General features: G+C 39.8%; 15 protein-coding genes and 5 tRNA genes. 16 read left to right on the top strand and 4 right to left on the bottom strand.

Going from position 1 to position 18,809, the window contains the following annotated elements; genetic code table 11:
* The first annotated feature begins 159 nt into the window (after positions 1-159).
* The 5 genes from accD (at position 160) to purF (ending at position 5,303) form a co-directional block, all read left to right on the top strand.
* Positions 160-1,035, top strand: coding sequence for an acetyl-CoA carboxylase, carboxyltransferase subunit beta (gene accD / locus QL986_RS08460; protein ID WP_013465465.1), 876 nt, complete (start codon positions 160-162; stop codon positions 1,033-1,035).
* 25 nt (positions 1,036-1,060) lie between these two features.
* The gene (gene folC, locus QL986_RS08455) at positions 1,061-2,326 is read left to right on the top strand and encodes a bifunctional tetrahydrofolate synthase/dihydrofolate synthase (RefSeq protein ID WP_016899265.1); all 1,266 of its coding nucleotides are present in this window, start codon (positions 1,061-1,063) and stop codon (positions 2,324-2,326) included.
* An 11-nt stretch (positions 2,327-2,337) separates the two neighbouring features.
* The gene (locus tag QL986_RS08450; RefSeq protein WP_013465463.1) at positions 2,338-2,961 is read left to right on the top strand and encodes an SPOR domain-containing protein; all 624 of its coding nucleotides are present in this window, start codon (positions 2,338-2,340) and stop codon (positions 2,959-2,961) included.
* A gap of 302 nt (positions 2,962-3,263) precedes the next feature.
* Entirely contained in the window at positions 3,264-3,758 is a 495-nt protein-coding gene (locus QL986_RS08445) for a CvpA family protein (protein WP_024601787.1), read from the top strand.
* An 18-nt stretch (positions 3,759-3,776) separates the two neighbouring features.
* Positions 3,777-5,303 carry an amidophosphoribosyltransferase gene (purF, locus tag QL986_RS08440; RefSeq protein WP_013465461.1) on the top strand — a complete coding sequence of 509 codons (1,527 nt, stop codon included), beginning with the start codon at positions 3,777-3,779 and terminating at the stop codon, positions 5,301-5,303.
* A gap of 86 nt (positions 5,304-5,389) precedes the next feature.
* On the opposite strand, the gene QL986_RS08435 is transcribed toward purF, so the two are convergent.
* Positions 5,390-5,989: a Yip1 family protein gene (locus QL986_RS08435; protein WP_008111059.1), complete on the bottom strand. Its 600-nt coding sequence runs from the start codon at positions 5,987-5,989 to the stop codon at positions 5,390-5,392.
* 199 nt (positions 5,990-6,188) lie between these two features.
* Here QL986_RS08435 and miaE point away from each other — a divergent pair, with 199 nt between their 5' ends.
* The 3 genes from miaE (at position 6,189) to QL986_RS08420 (ending at position 11,313) form a co-directional block, all read left to right on the top strand.
* A complete protein-coding gene (miaE, locus tag QL986_RS08430) occupies positions 6,189-6,959 on the top strand; it encodes a tRNA isopentenyl-2-thiomethyl-A-37 hydroxylase MiaE (RefSeq protein ID WP_013465460.1) in 771 nt (256 codons plus the stop codon).
* A 195-nt stretch (positions 6,960-7,154) separates the two neighbouring features.
* Positions 7,155-9,383, top strand: coding sequence for an EAL domain-containing protein (locus QL986_RS08425; protein WP_138687233.1), 2,229 nt, complete (start codon positions 7,155-7,157; stop codon positions 9,381-9,383).
* On the top strand, positions 9,376-11,313 hold the full coding sequence (locus QL986_RS08420; protein ID WP_290191458.1) for a HAMP domain-containing sensor histidine kinase: 1,938 nt from the start codon (positions 9,376-9,378) through the stop codon (positions 11,311-11,313). Before QL986_RS08425 ends, QL986_RS08420 begins: the two co-directional genes overlap by 8 nt.
* A 19-nt stretch (positions 11,314-11,332) precedes the next feature.
* Here QL986_RS08420 and QL986_RS08415 read toward each other — a convergent pair whose 3' ends face one another.
* Together QL986_RS08415 and QL986_RS08410 are read right to left on the bottom strand one after the other, a co-directional pair.
* Complete coding sequence (locus tag QL986_RS08415) at positions 11,333-12,067, bottom strand: UDP-2,3-diacylglucosamine diphosphatase (RefSeq protein ID WP_138687235.1); 735 nt, start codon at positions 12,065-12,067, stop codon at positions 11,333-11,335.
* 67 nt (positions 12,068-12,134) lie between these two features.
* Complete coding sequence (locus QL986_RS08410; RefSeq protein WP_013465455.1) at positions 12,135-12,626, bottom strand: peptidylprolyl isomerase; 492 nt, start codon at positions 12,624-12,626, stop codon at positions 12,135-12,137.
* Positions 12,627-12,770: 144 nt separating this feature from the next.
* On the opposite strand from QL986_RS08410, the gene cysS reads away from it, so the two are divergent.
* Positions 12,771-14,150: a cysteine--tRNA ligase gene (gene cysS / locus QL986_RS08405; RefSeq protein ID WP_290191457.1), complete on the top strand. Its 1,380-nt coding sequence runs from the start codon at positions 12,771-12,773 to the stop codon at positions 14,148-14,150.
* Positions 14,151-14,338: 188 nt separating this feature from the next.
* Positions 14,339-15,235: an EamA family transporter gene (locus tag QL986_RS08400; protein WP_028834036.1), complete on the top strand. Its 897-nt coding sequence runs from the start codon at positions 14,339-14,341 to the stop codon at positions 15,233-15,235.
* Positions 15,236-15,266: 31 nt separating this feature from the next.
* Here the strand turns inward: QL986_RS08400 and folD are convergent, their stop codons facing one another.
* Positions 15,267-16,121 carry a bifunctional methylenetetrahydrofolate dehydrogenase/methenyltetrahydrofolate cyclohydrolase FolD gene (folD, locus tag QL986_RS08395; RefSeq protein WP_013465452.1) on the bottom strand — a complete coding sequence of 285 codons (855 nt, stop codon included), beginning with the start codon at positions 16,119-16,121 and terminating at the stop codon, positions 15,267-15,269.
* A 347-nt stretch (positions 16,122-16,468) separates the two neighbouring features.
* Between folD and QL986_RS08390 the strand changes: the two genes are divergently transcribed.
* The 6 genes from QL986_RS08390 to tig all read left to right on the top strand — a co-directional run bounded on the left by QL986_RS08390 (position 16,469) and on the right by tig (position 18,661).
* Positions 16,469-16,545 (top strand) — tRNA-Pro (locus QL986_RS08390).
* A gap of 55 nt (positions 16,546-16,600) precedes the next feature.
* Positions 16,601-16,677, top strand: a tRNA-Arg gene (locus QL986_RS08385).
* Between the two features lie 24 nt (positions 16,678-16,701).
* Positions 16,702-16,777: transfer RNA gene (locus QL986_RS08380), tRNA-His, on the top strand.
* Positions 16,778-16,794: 17 nt separating this feature from the next.
* Positions 16,795-16,871 (top strand) — tRNA-Pro (locus QL986_RS08375).
* Between the two features lie 54 nt (positions 16,872-16,925).
* Positions 16,926-17,002: transfer RNA gene (locus QL986_RS08370), tRNA-Pro, on the top strand.
* 354 nt (positions 17,003-17,356) lie between these two features.
* Positions 17,357-18,661, top strand: coding sequence for a trigger factor (gene tig / locus QL986_RS08365; protein WP_024601794.1), 1,305 nt, complete (start codon positions 17,357-17,359; stop codon positions 18,659-18,661).
* Positions 18,662-18,809: the final 148 nt, after the last annotated feature.

Genomic DNA, 18,809 nt, shown 5'->3' with positions numbered 1-18,809 from the left:
ATATTTTGAGGCTAAATTTATACGCTGTTATTCGTATTGCTAACTACTAAGACCAGTTTTTTATACCGTGACAGCGTAATTCATGTTTTAATTGGAAAAATTTGTTTGCATGGTTAACATGTAGACTCGCGACACAGAACAGCATTAAGAGAGTTGCAAATGAGTTGGCTAGAAAAAATCTTACCAAAAACGACTAAATCTTCAGGTCGTAAAGAAATTCCAGAAGGTGTATGGGCTAAATGTACGTCATGTGATTCAATTTTATATAAAGCAGAATTAGAAAAATCACTGAACGTATGCCCTAAATGCGATCATCATATGCGTGTTAGTGGTCGTAAACGTCTTGAACAGTTTTTAGATGAAGGCGATCGTCACGAGTTAGGTGCCCAACATGAACCTAAAGATGTGCTTAAATTTAGAGACTCAAAAAAATACTCAGATCGTATCAATGCAGCTCAAAAGTCAAGCGGTGAAAAAGACGCGCTTGTCGCAATGAAAGGGAACCTAAAAGGCATTCCGGTTGCTGCTGTTGCATTTGAATTCTCATTTATGGGTGGCTCAATGGCATCGGTAGTGGGTGCTCGTTTTGTTGACGCGGTTGACCAATGTTTAGAGCATAATATGCCGCTGATTTGTTTTTCTGCATCGGGCGGTGCTCGTATGCAAGAAGCCCTTATGTCACTTATGCAAATGGCTAAAACCAGTGCGGCACTGGCTAAAATGACTGAAAAAGGCCTACCGTTTATTTCTGTAATGACAGATCCAACAATGGGTGGTGTATCAGCATCATTGGCAATGCTTGGTGATATTAATGTTGCAGAGCCTAAAGCTTTGATTGGTTTTGCCGGTCCGCGTGTTATTGAACAAACTGTTCGCGAAACGCTACCAGAGGGTTTCCAACGCAGTGAATTCTTGTTAGAACATGGCGCAATCGACATGATTATAGACCGTCGAGAAATGCGCGATACGCTAGCACGTATCTTAGCAAAATTTATGAACTTGCCTTCTACGGAACAAGAGCATAGAGTAGCGTAAATTTCAGCTTTACTGATTACATGCTATGACAAAAACAATTCCTAGCCAATCATCAAGCCTTGATGATTGGCTTTGTTATTTAGAGAGTGTTCATCCTGCTAATATAGAAATGGGTTTAGAACGCGTTGCTCGTGTTGCTAACAACATTGGGCTTTTAACCTCCTCAAGTAAAATCATTCTTATTGCAGGCACCAATGGCAAAGGCACAACAGCACGTTGTTTAGAGTCACTGTTATTAGCCCAAGGTTATCGTGTTGGTACGTATGCTTCTCCGCATTTAATTCGTTACAATGAGCGCGTACGCGTTGATGGCGCAGAGCTTGACGATCAATACCATGTCGATGCGTTTAATTTATTAGAACAAGGTCGTGGTGACACCCCACTGACATATTTTGAATATGGCACCTTAGGCGCGTTAGCAATATTCAAGCGTTTAGAGGTTGATTACGTGCTGTTAGAGGTAGGTTTAGGCGGGCGTTTTGACGCGACCAATATTGTTACCCCCTATGCCAGCATCATCACCACCATCGACTTAGATCATAAAGAATACTTAGGTGACACGCGTGAATTAGTTGCTTATGATAAAGCGGGTATTTTTCGAGAGAGTACTCCTGCAATTATTGGGGACTTAAATATTCCACATACAATGACCGATTATGGTAAAGAAATTAACGCTAATATGGTGTTATCTGGCAGCGACTTTATTTTTAAAGAGCACGCGCAGAGTTTTAGTTGGCAATTTAAAGAGCATAATCTTGAGTTACCTAAACCAGCAATTCCATGCCAAAATGTAGCCACGGCATTAACCGCTCTATCGGTATTAAACTTATTACCGAGCGATGAGGTGATTACTCAGTGTTTAGCGAACTTAGTCGTTGAGGGACGTTTTCAACAACTAAGTGCAGAGCCATTAGTGTATACCGATGTAGCACATAACCCTGAATCAGCTCGCTATTTAGCGACTAAATTAGCAAGCTATAAAGATAAAGGCTTTAAAATTCATGCATTAGCCGCTATGCTTGCTGATAAAGATAAGGTTGGTGTGCTTAAAGAAGTTAGTGATGTAGTAGATGAGTGGTCGTTTGCGAGCTTAGAGGGCCCACGCGGCGATAGCGCTGCTAATTTACATCAGGCACTTTTAAGCATTCCTAATAGTTATTTTAAACAGGGTTATAATAGCGTAGAGGCAGCATTGGATGCTATCTTGCCAAACCAGCCAACTAACACACTATTAATTGTATTTGGTTCATTTTTTACCGTGGCTGGCGCTATTCATTACTTTAAAAAATAGAGAGGATGTCGGTGAACTCAGGTTTTATTAATCGCTTAGTCGGAACAAGTATTGTGGTGATCGCAGCAATTGTGTTTATTCCCAATATACTCGATGGTGAAAAAGTGCACTATAAAGAAGGCTTTAAAGCGATTCCAGAACGCTCTGAGTTCAAGACCATTGATTTGCAAGAATCAATCGATCAAAAAGTGGCAAATGCACAGCCTTTAAAAGAGGATGAAGTTGAAGATATTCAGCCTGATGATGCCGCATTTGAACAGCAAAACAGTGCTGCTCAAACAGACATTACCGACCAGCCTGCAATGGTTGAAGCGGTAATACCTGATACAAACCAAAGCAGTACGGCTGCAATTCAAGAACCTACGCGCCCAGCTAACGAAAACTTAACTAGCATGGCGTATGTTATTCAGTTAGGTAGTTTTTCACATGCAGCCAATGTAAAAGCGCTGCAAGCTAAGCTCAAGGCTAAAGGGTTTAAAACTTTTACTAAACCAGTTAAAACGCCAAATGGGACGTTAACGAAAGTTTTTGTCGGACCATCACTGAATAAACAAGAACTGCAATCTCAACTTCCTGCACTTAAAGAGTTAACCAAACTCAACGGTAAAGTCACCCAATTTGAAGTGACCAAATAAATTCAATAAAAGGAAGTGTGTTTATCGCGAGATATTACACACTTACCTCGTCTTATTTTATACGTTTAAATAGACCTTTATCGCATTTTTAGCTTCGCTCCTTTACTTATCAATGCCCACACAAAAATAGCAAAATAGATGCGCTATAAACAAAATGTTTGTTGTTTTTATAACGGTGAGACTGCGCTATTTTTAATCTAATAATGGTGTGTGTTTACTCACCTGTAATCTCACGCTTAAACTTGCATCACAAGGAGGTTTAGGTATAGAATGCGCCCAAAATTAGCGACTAATTGGTTCTTATGATCTGGGTTGATTACGCCATTCTTGGCATTATTGCACTCTCTACCATCATCGGTTTAATACGCGGCTTTGTTAAAGAAGCTATGTCATTAGCGGTATGGGCAGGGGCTTTCATCATCTCCAGCTTATTTTATCAATATTTAGCTTCCTTCCTAACATCCATTTCTGAACCCCTTTTAAGAAATGCGGCGGCCATTGCCATATTATTCTTTGCGACGCTATTGTTAGGCGGTTTACTAAACTATATTTTAGGTGAGCTTGTACAGCGAACCGGATTATCCGGCACAGACCGTGTTTTTGGTGTGGTGTTTGGTGCTCTTCGAGGCGTGTTGGTCGTGAGCGCGTTACTCTTCTTTCTTGATGCTTTTACTGGTGCGCCAAGTACGCATTGGTGGGGCAACTCTATTTTGATTCCAGAATTTGGCTTTGTAGTTGAATGGTTCTTTTCGTACCTAGAAAACAACTCGAGCTTTTTAAATTCAGTAAACCGTTAATCGGCGAGGATAAATTACATGTGTGGTATCGTTGGAATAGTCGGAACATCGCCAGTTAATCAGGCGATTTATGATGGCTTAACCGTTTTGCAACACCGTGGCCAAGATGCTGCGGGTATCATAACTATTGAGAACAATACATTTAGCTTGCGCAAAGCAAATGGCCTAGTGAAAGATGTATTTCACACTCGTCATATGAAACGTTTGCAAGGCAATATTGGCATTGGCCATGTGCGTTACCCAACAGCGGGTTCTTCAAGTTCGTCAGAGGCTCAGCCGTTTTATGTAAACTCTCCATTTGGTATAGCGCTTGCGCATAATGGTAACTTAACCAATGCCGAGTCGTTAAAAGAGCAGTTATTTTCAGAGGCACGTCGCCATGTTAATACGACCTCTGATTCTGAAATTTTACTTAACATCATGGCGCATGAGCTAAGTAAATCAGACAAACTAAAATTAGACCCTGAAGATATTTTCACCGCGGTTACTGAAGTTAACAATAAAGTAAGTGGCGGTTATGCCACTATCGCCATGATTATCGGTCATGGTATTGTGGCGTTTCGCGATCCAAACGGTATTCGTCCATTGGTGTTTGGTAAACGTGAATCAGCAAACGGCACTGAATACATGTTTGCCTCAGAAAGCGTAGCATTAAAGCCTGACGGTTTTGAATTTGTTCGTGACGTTGCCCCAGGCGAAGCTATTTATGTCACTGAAAATGGAGAGTTTCACTCTTTAAGCTGTGCAGATAAAGTGTCTTACTCACCGTGTATTTTTGAATTTGTTTATTTTGCGCGACCGGATTCAACCATTGACCGCATGTCAGTGTATGCAGCGCGTGTAAATATGGGGACTAAGTTAGGTGAAAAAGTAGCGCGTGAATGGGCAGACAAAGACATTGATGTGGTTATTCCTATTCCTGAAACCTCGTGTGATATTGCATTAGAAATGGCACGCGTGCTTGACTTACCGTATCGCCAAGGCTTTGTTAAAAATCGTTATATTGGTCGTACGTTTATTATGCCTGGCCAAGAGCTTCGTAAAAAATCAGTTCGCCAAAAACTCAATGCGATTGACCGTGAGTTTAAAGGTAAAAATGTCCTACTTGTTGATGACTCAATTGTACGTGGTACCACCTCAGCACAAATTGTAGAGATGGCACGCGAGTCAGGCGCTAAAAATGTTTACTTTGCATCAGCAGCACCTGAAATACGCTTTCCAAATGTATACGGTATAGATATGCCATCTGCGGCAGAACTTATTGCACACGGCCGTGAAGTAGAAGATATTAACCAAAGCATTAGCTCTGATGGTTTAATCTTTCAATCGTTAAGCGATTTAATTGCTGCCGTTAGCCAAGAAAACCCAGAGATCACTAAGTTTGAAACATCAGTGTTTGACGGACAATACATTACTGGCGACATTGATCAAGATTACTTAAACCGTATAGATAAGCTGCGCAACGATTCAGCTAAAAGCATCCGTGAAAACGCAATGTCATCTGGTTTAGAAATACATAATCAAGATGAAAACGAATCTGATTAATAATGTAATGTCAGCCTGATAGTAGGTTAAGGCCAATAAAAAAGGAGCTGTTAAGCTCCTTTTTTGCGTCTATAGAAAAGGAATATTTAAGTAAACATGGGGCTGATAATACCATTGGTCCATAGCATAGCGGTAAGTGCTAATATAATAACCAGTAAAATTAACCCGCATGTAACAACAGAGCTTGCATAAATAAAGCCGCGCTCTTGCGGAATGTGCATCAAAATTGGCACGCCGGTGTACAGTAAATAAACTGAGTAGGCGAGTGCAACTAATCCAACACACACCACAAACCACAGCTCAGGCCAAAAAGCGGCCAATGCCGACATAAACACCGGTGTAGCGGTATAAGCTGCCAGCTCAATTGTTTGGGTAAAAGTCGGTTTAGCACCAAAAGTAACCGCCATCCAATGGGCTAAATAGGCCAGTGCAAATACACCGCCAATTAAAGCGACATACATGGCTGCGCCAATCATCAGTGCGCTTTCATGGGTTAAAAATACTGGATTACCTGTACCTATACTCCAGCCTAAGTAAACCGATGAGTAGTACCCCATTGCAGAGGGAAATAAAGCGATAAGCAAAATGTGCGATAAGCTATAGGTTAAGCTTTCGTGACGGTTATCAATTGTTTGCCATTCTTCGAGTGGATGGGCGTATAAACCCCATAGGTGATTTAGTATCATTGCGTGCTCTCCATAAAAGGATATATTACTGTTTGGTTATAATTGGTTTGTTTTTATACAGTCCATTTAGTTATGGTTCAGTAAGTATACAAAGTCAAGTTATCCACATGCTTGCAATAAGGGCGAGTGTTTATTTTATTCAGAGTAATATTTCATGTTAAAATGCCATAATCGCAATTTTTAGCAATGAGTAGTCAGCGTGCCACATAGCCAGCTTTTAGAGCCAATTAACAATTTTTTATTATGCAGTACTCCCGATGAGTGGGTTGAACAAGCAATCAAAAAAGAAAACTTACCCATCATATTAATTGATCACTTAATATGTGAATTAAAAGCGGCGCAAAGTGCCATGTTTTTAATTCGTAAGTATGCGGTAGATAAAGAGAGCAGTGATGCACTGCTTGAATGGCTTAAACCGTTTGAAACGCTTATTTATAAACGTGAGGGAAATTGGCGTGATTTAGCGGCTAAAAATAAACTCACTAAATCCATTATCCCTAAATCTGACTCGCCTTATGGCCAAGATTTAATTGATAAAATGGTAATGCTGATAAAAGAAGAGCTGCATCATTTCTATCAAGTGCTCGAAATTATGGATGAATACGGTGTTGAATATAAAAGTATAACGCCATGTCGTTATGCCAAAGGCATGCTACGCAATGTTAAAACGTTTGAGCCTAATGCCTTAGTTGATAAGCTTATTGTAGGTGCTTACATAGAAGCTCGCTCGTGTGAACGCTTTGCCAAGCTTGCACCCCATGTAGATAAACGCTTAGGGGATTTTTATATTTCATTGCTGCGCTCTGAGGCACGTCATTACCAAGATTATTTAACCCTTGCTCAAGACATTGCTGATTTTGATATTACCGAGCGGGTAAAAGAATTTGCTGAAATAGAAGCACAGTTAATTTTATCTGATGACGAAGACTTTAAGTTTCACAGTGGAACACCGTTAAGTAAAAGTGCTTAGTATACTTGAGTGCTACAAATGGGTTATGTTGTTGTAGCACATACTTTAGTATCAAAATTATTTTTAAATTAGACACTTCCAAAACTCTCTCCTAATATTTAAGCAAGTCGAATTTTGAGTTATCAACGGTCTATATTGCTTTGTAATTCATTTTAATAAAAGGGCCATACCTTATTTATTATTGGGTGAGAATGTATGCAAGATAAAGAGGGATTATTTGTATTTGCAGCTGAAGAAGAACAAGCAGATACAGATCTGAAAACTTGGAAAATATTAACCGTTGAGGATGATCTTGATTATCAAAACGCGTTAGTTAACAGCTTAAAAGAGCTAAAAGCCAAAGATGGTTATAAATACGAGTTGTTAACAGCAAATTCGGTACCAGAGGCGGCTTTGGCGTTGAGCATGCACCCTGATATTGCACTTATTTTTATAGATGTGGTGATGGAGGAGGATGACTCAGGTCTGCGTTTAGTGAATACTATTCGAGAGGTCATCGGTAACGCAGAAATGCGTATTGTGCTCTTAACAGGGCAACCTGGTTTTGCACCAGAGAGCGATATCATGAAAATGCTCGATATCGATGAATACTGGAATAAATCAGACCTATCTGCCGAGAAGCTGCAATCAATTGTTAATAGCAACATGCGCACTTGGGAGTATATCTCACAAATTAGGTCAGCCAAGCAAGGTTTACAGTTGGTGCTTGATGCATCTAGAAGTATTAACGGTAAGCACGATATGGCCTCTTTCTCTTATGCTGTGCTTAAAGAAATTAGCAACATTTTAAAAATAACCGAAGGTGGTGGTATTTTTTGTTCGAGTAATTCAGACCCTAGCTCTGAATGTTTAATACTCTCAACCCATGGTTGCTTTAGTGGCATTAAAGGGCAACCTGTGGGACCTAATCTGCCTGCAGAAATGCTGCAAGACTTTAAACAAGCGATTAGAGAGCGTCGTCATATTTTTTCAAAGCACCACAGTGTGTTTTTTTTCGAAACGCCAGATCAGCAGGGCGCTGATTACATAACTATCGTCAAATCAGACAACCCAATTAGTGAGCAAAACGAATATTTACTTAAAGTATTTAGTGAAAATGTGAGCACAGGATTTGCTAATATTTCGTTATTAAATCGCTTAACCGAGCTTGCTTATACCGATGTGTCACTTAACTTGCAAAACCGTAACTGGCTAACCCGTGAAATAAAGAACATGAATGCGCAGGAGCGGCTAAAAACGCGATTGGTCATTTTTGATATTTATCAGTTTGACGAAAAAGCATTCACCTTTGGTCATGAATTTTGTAATAAATTAATGAAGTTAGTTTACCAGAGTATTGTTGATAGCTTTACTAGGTATGACCCCCGCATAGCATTGATTAGTAACAAAGCGTTTGGCATGTTAGTGAGCGTTGACTTTGATATCTCAGATGCAGTTAGTTACTTTCAAAATAAACAAAAATTCGAAATTGAACAAGTTAAGCAATACATTGATGTCCGTATTTTAGAATTAAAATTAAATGTAGCTTTAAACTTAACACCTGAAAAAGTAATCAGCCTTGCAGAGTCAAGCCTGAACTCTTCGCAGCTAAACCAAACTAAGTATATTCAGCATACCGAGGAAAAAACAGATCAAATTACTCGTCGTTATGAGCTGATGGCTGAGCTCAGAACGGCTATAGGTAATAAAAGTTTACAGGTGGCGTTACAACCCAAAATCAGCTTATCAACCTTGAAACCAGCAGGTTTTGAAGCGCTCGCTAGGTGGCAAAGAGCTGATGGCAGCTTTGTACGCCCTGATGAATTTATAGAGTTAGCTGAAACAGCCGGATTAATTAATGAACTAGACCATGTGATTTTCGAAAAAATACTAGAGACTATTAATCAACTTAAAGAGCAAGGCTGCAACTTACCCGTTGCATTTAATGCATCCTCTTATGATTTAGTTGAACCTAGTTACTTTGAGCAAATAAAAACTAAAATTGAAGAGTACAACATTCTGCCTTCTATGCTTGAGCTAGAGGTGACAGAAACGCAAGCCATAAGTAACTATAACTTAATTAAAGAAGCACTTGAACGGTTTATCACCTTAGGTATGAAAGTCAGCATTGATGACTTTGGCACTGGTTACTCGTCGTTAGCTCACATCAATGAAATACCGTCTACGTCGATAAAAATAGATCGCTACTTTGTTAGTGATCTTGAATTTAATGACAACAATCAGTACATGATTAAGATGATATTATCTTTAGCGAATCAGTTTAACTTTTCGGTAATTGCTGAAGGTGTTGAGAATGAATTTGAGGCTCAGTGGTTACATCAGCAGGGGTGCGAAACTGCTCAAGGATACTACTTTTCTAAACCATTATTTTTAAAAGATTTAATTGTGTGGCTAAAACAGTTTGAAGTGAGTAAGAATGAATAGCCTTAACAGCTTGCCGGTCGGCTCAAAAAAAAGTGTGTTATTAAAGTCTTCGTTCAGTTTATTTATCACTTTATTTATTGGCTGGCTTATATACGAACAAACATATCAAGAAAAAATAAACACCATAAAAGCTAAGCAAGATGAAAAGTTAGTCCTTATCAGTGGAGATTTTTCTAAAGAGCTCAGTAGTATTAAAAAGCTTACACGTATCCTGGCCCAAGGGCCGATTTTAAAAAGCGACACACCAAACAAGCCTTTACAATCAAAGCAAAGAAGAGATGAAATAAATAACTATTTTTTAAATTTTGCTGCTATCTCTACTAATATCGCGCAAATTCGCTGGCTAGATACACAAGGCCAAGAGCAATACCGCATTAACGCAGCCAATGGTATTGGCGAAATTGTATCGCCTGATGAGTTGCAAAATAAGCAAACCCGTTACTACTTTCAAAAAGGGATGCAGGTCAGTGCGCCTGACATTTTTGCCACAGAAATAGATTTAAATATCGAACGCAACCAAATTGTAATGCCTCATCAACCAACAATCCGTGTAACCTACCGTACGGATAAAGAAAATTACCTATTAGATGGTTTGCTAGTGGTAAACTTTAACTTAGATTATTTGTTTGATCAGATTAAAAGTTACAACCAAGAGAGCACTTTAATTAGCATTTTAAACCACGATGGCTTTTGGTTATTAAATCCTGATGCTGAATTAGAGTGGGGGTTTATGTATGGTAAAAATGAGCAAACACTCGCTTTAAAAAAACCAGAGCTTTGGCAGCAAATTATTGATGGCAATGTAGAATATGGTTCGCACTTTTTTAACCATAGTCTTTATACCTACCGCCGTTTTTCTATTTTTTCGTTGCGCGAGAAAAAAGGTAGAATTAGTAATGCTGACAAAGAATTAATTATTCTTATAAGTAGCCCCAATGAATTGTTAATAACTGTACGAAATGCGGCCTTACGGTTAGCGTTAATTTGCAGTGGATTACTATGTTTAATTAGCTTTGGTTTTATTTATCGTGAGTATAAGTTTCAAAATCAGCTATTAGCCCTGTCACATAAATTACATATTGAAAAGATAGAACTAGATATCGTTAACCGTGAGCTTGATGCCACAATTAAGCAGCAGCAGCAACTGCAAGAAGGGTTAATTGAAGCGCAAAAACTATCTTCATTAGGGTTGCTCGTGGCAGGTGTTGCTCATGAAATGAATACGCCTATCGGTGGAGCCGTTATTTCTGTTTCAAATGCAGATATGGCATTGAATAAATTAAATGAAGCGATGAAACAGGGGCTGACTAAATCAACGTTAGAAAGTACTACAACAAGTATTGGAGAGAACCTAGCGCTGGCTAAAGTTAATTTAAATAAAACCGCCGTATTAGTAAAAAGTTTTAAAAAAATGGCGATTGATCGCCATAATGATGAATTTATAGTATGTGATATTGAAAAAATTATTGAAGAGCTATTATTGTCATTAAACTCCAGGTTAAAAAACTCGCCAATAAAAGTGAAAACTGTTTTTTTACTTAATAAACAGGTGATTAGCTTGCCTGGTATTATTTCTCAGGTGGTCGAAAACTTAGTGGTTAATGCGCTAAACCATGCTTTTGATGAAAAGCAGGAGGGGGTAATAGAAATAAAAGTCGAACAAGCGACTAATAATAGCGTGAGGCTGAGCGTGTCAGATAATGGCAAAGGTGTTGATGGTGAGATAAAGGCAGATATATTTGAACCCTTTTATACTACAGCTAGAGGTAAAGGTAACACGGGTTTAGGTTTATATATGGTTTATCAATGGGTAACCCAGATTTTAAAAGGGGACATCAAACTTCATTCAGAACCACAAAGCGATACCTATTTTAAAACGCAATTTATTATTACTTTACCTGGCTTAAAAGCAAAGTCTCATTACGATTAGTCAATAAAGGCTAAAAACCCTACAAGGGGGTCGAAACTAACTCTTGAGAATTAGGGGTAACCACTAAATACGAACCTTGAGTATACCAATCGCCCAATACTGTGCGAGTAAGCGTTTGGTTATTAACTTCATAGGTATGTACATCAGGGCGGTGAGTATGGCCGTGGATCATATTAGCCACGTTATGTTTGGCGAAGGTTTCGAGTACTGCGCTTTGCACCACATCCAGTATTTCTATAGGTTTGTCTGCTTGGCTAAGTTTACTTTTTTCACGTGCATTACGCGCTATTTTTTTACGATACCACAATGGCATAGCAAGCATAAGTTTAGGCCACCACCAACCACGGCTCTTTCGACGAAACTTTTGGTACTCAACATCCTGGGTACACATTTCATCACCGTGCAAAATGACAGTAGGAGTGCCGTAGAGGTCGATCACTGTTTGCTCATTCAGTAAGGTCATTCCTGCCATATCGGCGTACTGTTCTCGCATGATAAAGTCGCGATTACCGTGTACAAAATAAATAGGAATACCTAAGTTATTAACCGCTTTTAGTTGTTCTGCCACTGCCGCTGAGAGTTCGCTAACATAATCGTCACCAACCCACACTTCAAAAAAATCACCTAAAATATATAGGGCGTCTACTTTTTGAGGAGTAATATGGGCGTGTAAAAATTTAAAAAATGCCGCTGTAATATCAGGGCGATTTTCACTCAAATGTAAATCGGCGATAAAGTAAGTTTGGCGAGTCATGGTGATTCCATTTAGATAAAAGCGGGTGAATACCCGCTTTATGTATTCTTTGAAGAATAATGCGGTCTTAGCTGACAGTTACACTTTCAATTACCACATCTTCAAGTGGTACATCTTGGTGGAAGCCATTGCTACCTGTAGCAACACCTTTGATTTTATTTACTACGTCCATGCCTTCTACTACTTCAGCAAACACACAGTAACCCCAGCCCTGTGATGTTTCACTGCTGTGGTTTAAAAAGTCGTTGTTATTTACGTTAATGAAAAATTGCGCTGTAGCTGAGTGTGGATCAGGCGTGCGTGCCATTGCTAATGTACCTACTTTGTTAGATAGGCCGTTGTTCGCTTCATTTTCAATTGGGTCGTTTACTTCTTTTTGTTCCATACCCGGTGCAAAACCACCGCCTTGAACCATAAAACCATCAATTACACGATGAAAAATAGTGCCATTATAAAAACCTGAGTTTGCATACTCTAAAAAGTTTTTAACTGTATTTGGAGCTTCGCTTTCGTGCATTTTAATGGTGATATCACCAAAATTTGTGTGTAGAACAACCATGAGATTTCCTATAGCTGGTTTGAATATTGACGCTATTTTATCGTAGTTGACCCAGATTAACAAAGAGCTTTGATAAACCGCTAGAGCCCATGCTTAGCAAGTGGTAACATAGCTTTTCTGTTAATCGTGAAGGAAAGCAACTAAATGGTACAAATATACAACACACTGACACGCCAAAAAGAAGAGTTTAAACCTATGGTCGATGGAAAAATCGACATGTATGTGTGTGGTATCACCATTTATGATTACTGTCACATTGGCCATGCACGCACATTTGTGGGTTTTGATGTAATTGTTCGCTACCTTCGCCACTTAGGTTACGATCTAAAGTATGTACGTAATATTACCGATGTTGATGATAAAATTATCAAGCGCGCAAATGAAAACGGTGAGCCGATTAACGACTTAACCGTGCGTATGACTAAAGCCATGCATGAAGACTTTGACAGTTTAAATATGCTACGTCCTGATATAGAGCCAACCGTAACCGGCCACATGGATGAAATTATTGCTATGGTTGAGCGTTTGATTGCCAAAGGCCACGCTTATGTTGCAGCCGATGGCGACGTTTTATTTGATGTTTCTACCTTTGAGCAATACGGAGCTCTTTCGCAACAAGATTTAACCATGTTGCAATCAGGTTCGCGTGTTGAAGTAGCTCAAGATAAAGACGATCCTCTTGATTTTGTTTTATGGAAAAAAGCCAAAGCAGGGGAGCCGTCGTGGTCATCACCTTGGGGTGAGGGTCGCCCTGGTTGGCACATAGAATGTTCAGCAATGAGCTCTAAGCATTTAGGTGAGCATTTTGATATTCATGGTGGTGGTTCAGACCTACAGTTCCCGCACCACGAAAACGAAATCGCGCAATCGTGCTGTGCAAATAATGGCCAGTATGTAAATACTTGGATCCACACCGGTATGGTACAAGTGAACAAAGAGAAGATGTCTAAATCGTTAGATAACTTTTTTACCGTTCGTGAGGTATTAAAACAATATGACGCAGAGTCGGTTCGTTACTTTTTAATATCAGGTCATTACCGCAGTCAGCTCAATTACTCTCAAGAAAACTTAGACCAAGCACGTTCGTCTCTTGAGCGTATTTACACCGCATTACGTGGCGTTGAGCCAGTTGAATGTGAGCTTGAGAGTAATGAGTATGTGGCTAAGTTTAGAAAAGCCATGAATGATGACTTTAATTCGCCAGAAGCATTACCGGTTGTGTTTGAAGTTGCTAAAGAGCTAAATCGTGTAAAAGACAGTGATAGCGAAAAAGCAGGACATTTAGCCTTTATTCTACGTAGCTTAGGTGAAATACTTGGTATTGCTCAACAAGTACCAGAGGCATTTTTACAAGGCGGTCAAAACGACGATGAAGTGGCTGAAATTGAGGCACTGATTGTAAAACGTAATGACGCACGTGCCAGTAAAAATTGGGCTGCAGCAGATGAAGCTCGCGATGCTCTAAATGCGTTAGGTGTAGTACTTGAAGATTCAGCGGGAAAAACAACGTGGCGTAAAGCTTAGGGTTTGTTGAGCTTTGCGGATTTAGCCATAAAGCGCTGAACACAAAAAAAGGGTTGCCATAGGGTAACCCTTTTTTGGTTATATCAATTGCATTAGATTGATTATGCTTTTAATAAAATTGATATTGTTGACCTCAATTATAGTTGAGGTTTTAAACTCGCATTCATCAATTTAAAAATGGAAAATTAATGAATATTTTACTTGCCATGATCCCAGCTTTTTTATGGGGAACGACTTATGCGGTAACTAAATACGCAACCCCAGAGTGGCCGCCAATCTTGCTAGGAGCCATACGTGCACTCCCTGCTGGTTTATTATTGTTGTTATTTAAACCTTCTTGGCCAACGGCTAAACAGTGGCCAGGCATTTTTCTAATAGGCGCAATCAATATTGCGTTGTTTTTTAGTTTTATTTTTGTAATGGCGATTAATTTACCTGCTGCGATTGCAGGTGTCGGTATGGTGTCTGTACCGGTAGTGGCATTATTGTATGCCTGGCTTGTTAAACGGCAACAGCCAGCGTTAGTGCAAGGATTTTGTGCCCTTGCTTTAGTGGTTTTAGCATGGCGCTTATTTGACCCACAACATATTGCACTTAATTTATTGGGAGTAGTGGCACTGATAGGGGCGCTATTGACTATTGTTATAGGCAGTACGCTGGTAAAAAAAGTGACCGCTAAAGTACACTGGTGGACAGTATTAACGTGGCAATTAATCATTGGTGGCAGTTTGCTAGCGATTGCTGCTGCAATACAGGCTTTTTATTTTGCTCCCCAGCAGTATCAATTTTTAACTGCATCAATAAATACAACCCAATGGCTGGCGCTATTTTGGCTGGTGGTGCCTAACACTGCTTTAGCCTATATTTTGTATGTTTGGTTATTAGGGCGAATGACAGTGGTTGAATTTACTTTTGGCACTATAGCTAACCCAATTGCCGGCATTTTATGTGCAGGGTTATTGATTAACGAACAATATGAAAGTTGGCAGTACACGATTATGTTATTAATGATCGTATTTTCGGTATTGCCACAAGGCTTGGCATTAATAAAACGAAGAATGATGATACAAAAAGCCCGCAATTAAGCGGGCTCTTCATTACTTTATTTTTTGTTTATTAGCTGTGATATTTTTCACACGCTTCTAGCGTATTCTCAATTAAGCTAGCAACCGTCATCGGGCCCACACCGCCTGGTACAGGGGTAATAAAGTCAGCTTTTTGTTCTGCGACGGCGTACTCTACATCACCCACTAATTTACCGTTGTCTAAACGGTTAATACCTACATCAATAACAATGGCGCCGTCTTTTATCCAATCGCCAGGAATAAATTCAGGTTTACCCACTGCTACAACCAGTAAATCTGCACGGCGTACATGAGTTTCTAAATCTTGGGTAAACTTATGACAAACAGTGGTGGTACATCCGGCGAGTAACAGCTCAAGTGACATAGGTCGACCCACAATATTAGAGGCACCAACAACCACAGCATGCATGCCTTTGTAACGTACGCCGGTTGAATCTAGTAAAGTAATAATACCCTTAGGTGTACATGGACGAAGAGCGGGCATACGCTGTGCTAATCGGCCAATATTATAAGGGTGAAAACCATCAACGTCTTTGTGTGGAGTAATACGCTCAAGAATTTTTTCTGCATCTAAGCCCTCAGGTAAAGGGAGCTGCACTAAAATACCATCAATTTCACCATCAACATTCAACTCATCAATTAATGCTAATAGCGCTTGCTCTGTGGTGTCTGCTGGTAAGTCGAATGACTTAGAAATAAAACCAACCTCTTCACAGGCTTTACGTTTTGAACCAACGTAAACTTGGCTTGCTGGATCTTGTCCAACAAGTACCACAGCTAATCCTGGGGCTCTAAGGTTTTGTGCAACACGTTCTGAAACTCGTTCAGCCACTGCGCTACGTACTTGTTTTGCTACTGCTTTACCATCAATGATGTTTGCCGTCATGGGTGACCTTTAATTAGGTTAATTAACTTGATACCGATACATTTAAAAAACGAATGCATATATAGGGGTTAAAATGCCGATAAAGAAAACACCTTTATCTTACTCATTTTTTAATATGGCAGCTATTTTCGCAGAAAAGCGGTTAAGCGCCAAGTTGCTTTTAAAGTATAAGCGCTCGAATTATAAAAAAGAGTTTAAATTTTATCCCTGTATCGTAATATTTGACCATTATGAACTAAAAATGAGCAATTGATTTGTTTTCTTAAAAAAACGTTTGACCTAACCCAGTCAAATCACTATTATGCACCCCGTTGTCAACGAGGTCACTCGCAGACAATAGTAAGTATCGGCGATTAGCGCAGTTTGGTAGCGCACTTGGTTTGGGTCCAAGGGGTCGCAGGTTCAAATCCTGCATCGCCGACCATTTTTATGTTTATTCATAACAATTTAACTTACTAGTGAACTATGAAGTTTTCGATGCGCCCATAGCTCAGCTGGATAGAGCAACGCCCTTCTAAGGCGTCGGTCGAAGGTTCGAATCCTTCTGGGTGCGCCATTTTGAAAACACTGTAATGCCGTGGTGATTGTAGCTCAGTTGGTAGAGCCCCGGATTGTGATTCCGGTTGTCGTGGGTTCGAGCCCCATCAGTCACCCCAATTTACAAAAAGAATATCGGCGATTAGCGCAGTTTGGTAGCGCACTTGGTTTGGGTCCAAGGGGTCGCAGGTTCAAATCCTGCATCGCCGACCACTTTCTTATAAGTGGTCTTAAATCCAACATTTAAGTATTCAAAAAAAGTTATATCGGCGATTAGCGCAGTTTGGTAGCGCACTTGGTTTGGGTCCAAGGGGTCGCAGGTTCAAATCCTGCATCGCCGACCATTTTCCCCTAAGTAAAACACATCTAAATTCTACTTTTATTACACAACATCCTTAATTTTTTCTTTATTAATCGTATTTTCACTTAATTAGTCTGTTTTTTATTCGCTTAGTCGTTATCTACCCTGATCTACCCCAAATAATTGCCCCCTACACTCGACTATCATAAATATTAGGTTATAATGCCGCGTCTATTTGTTTAATAATATAGTGCCCTAAGGGCAGAGCAGCAATGGTATCTCCTGGTAGCGACGGATTTTTTTAAGCCCCAAAGCTTGAATTTTATCAAGACGCCTATAGATTACTTTGTTTGTAAGGAAGGCGAACAGTCGCCAAAATTGAATATTGAGGTAAATCATGCAAGTTTCTGTTGAGACGACTCAAGGCCTTGAGCGCCGTCTGACCATCACCGTTCCTGCAGAGAACGTTGAGACCGAAGTAAAAAAACGCTTACAACAACTGTCAAAAACGCAGCGTATCGACGGTTTCCGTGCTGGTAAAGTTCCAGTATCAGTAATCAACAAGCGTTTCGGACCAGCTGTTCGTCAAGAAGTTGCTGGCGAAGTAATGCAACGTAATTACATTGAAGCAATTGTTGCTGAAAAAATTAACCCTGCAGGCGCACCAACATTTGCTCCTAAAGCACTTGAAGCAGGTAAAGATTTAGAGTTCTCAGCAACATTTGAAGTTTATCCTGAAGTTGAAGTTCAAGGTTTAGAGAAAATTGCCGTTGAAAAACCAGCGGTAGAAGTTACTGACGAAGATTTAGCAAACATGCTAGAAACACTTCGTAAGCAACACGCTTCTTGGGCTGATGTTGATGCAGCGGCTGGCGCAAACGACCGTGTAACGGTTGATTTCGTTGGTACTATCGACGGCGAAGAATTTGAAGGCGGCAAAGCTGAAGACTTCCCATTAGAACTTGGCCAAGGTCGTATGATCCCAGGTTTTGAAGATAACATCGTTGGTAAAAAAGCAGGCGAAGAAGTGGTTGCTGATGTAAACTTCCCTGAAGATTACCATGCTGAAAACTTAAAAGGTAAGGCGGCTCAATTCACTATCACAGTGAAAAAAGTGGAAGCGCAAGAATTACCTGAATTAAGCGATGAGTTTGCAACTAAATTCGGTGTTACCGAAGGCGGCGTAGACGCGCTTAAAGAAGAAGTTAAAAAGAACATGACGCGTGAGCTAGACCAAGCGGTTAAAGCTAACGTTAAAGACCAAGCAATTAAAGGTCTTTTAGAGCAAAACGAAGTTGAAGTGCCTAAAGCATTAATCGACCAAGAAGTTGACGCACTACGTCAGCAAGCTGCTCAACGTTTTGGTGGTAATGGTCAAAACATGCCAGAGCTTCCAGCTGAATTGTTCCACGAACAAGCTGTAACACGTGTTAAAACTGGCCTATTATTAGGTGAAGTGATTAAAGCGAATGACATAAAAGTTGATGACGCTAAAGTTGAAGCATTGATTGCTACTGTAGCTTCTGCATACGAAGATCCAACTGAAGTAGTAGAATACTACAAAGCAAATGATCAACTAATGCAGCAAATGCGTAATGTAGCAATGGAAGAACAAGCTGTTGAAGCTATTTTAGCTAAAGCAACTGTGACTGATGTTGAAAAAGCATTTGATGACATCATGAATCCACAGCAAGGTGCATAATAAGTCATTGACTTAAGCGCTCGCTAACGATTAAATGGCTCGTGTTACTCTGTTTATGCAGTGTGCCCGGGCCATTTTAGTTTGTGGTTCTTAATTAGCTAAAAATGATCATTATGCTTTTCTTAGAATAAGTATAAGCGCATAAGGA

Source organism: Pseudoalteromonas sp. APC 3250 (assembly GCF_030407915.1).
GTDB classification, from domain to species: Bacteria; Pseudomonadota; Gammaproteobacteria; order Enterobacterales; family Alteromonadaceae; genus Pseudoalteromonas; species Pseudoalteromonas tetraodonis.
Note: the sequence above shows the minus strand (reverse complement) of the source record. Positions and strands in the feature narration are given on the sequence as shown.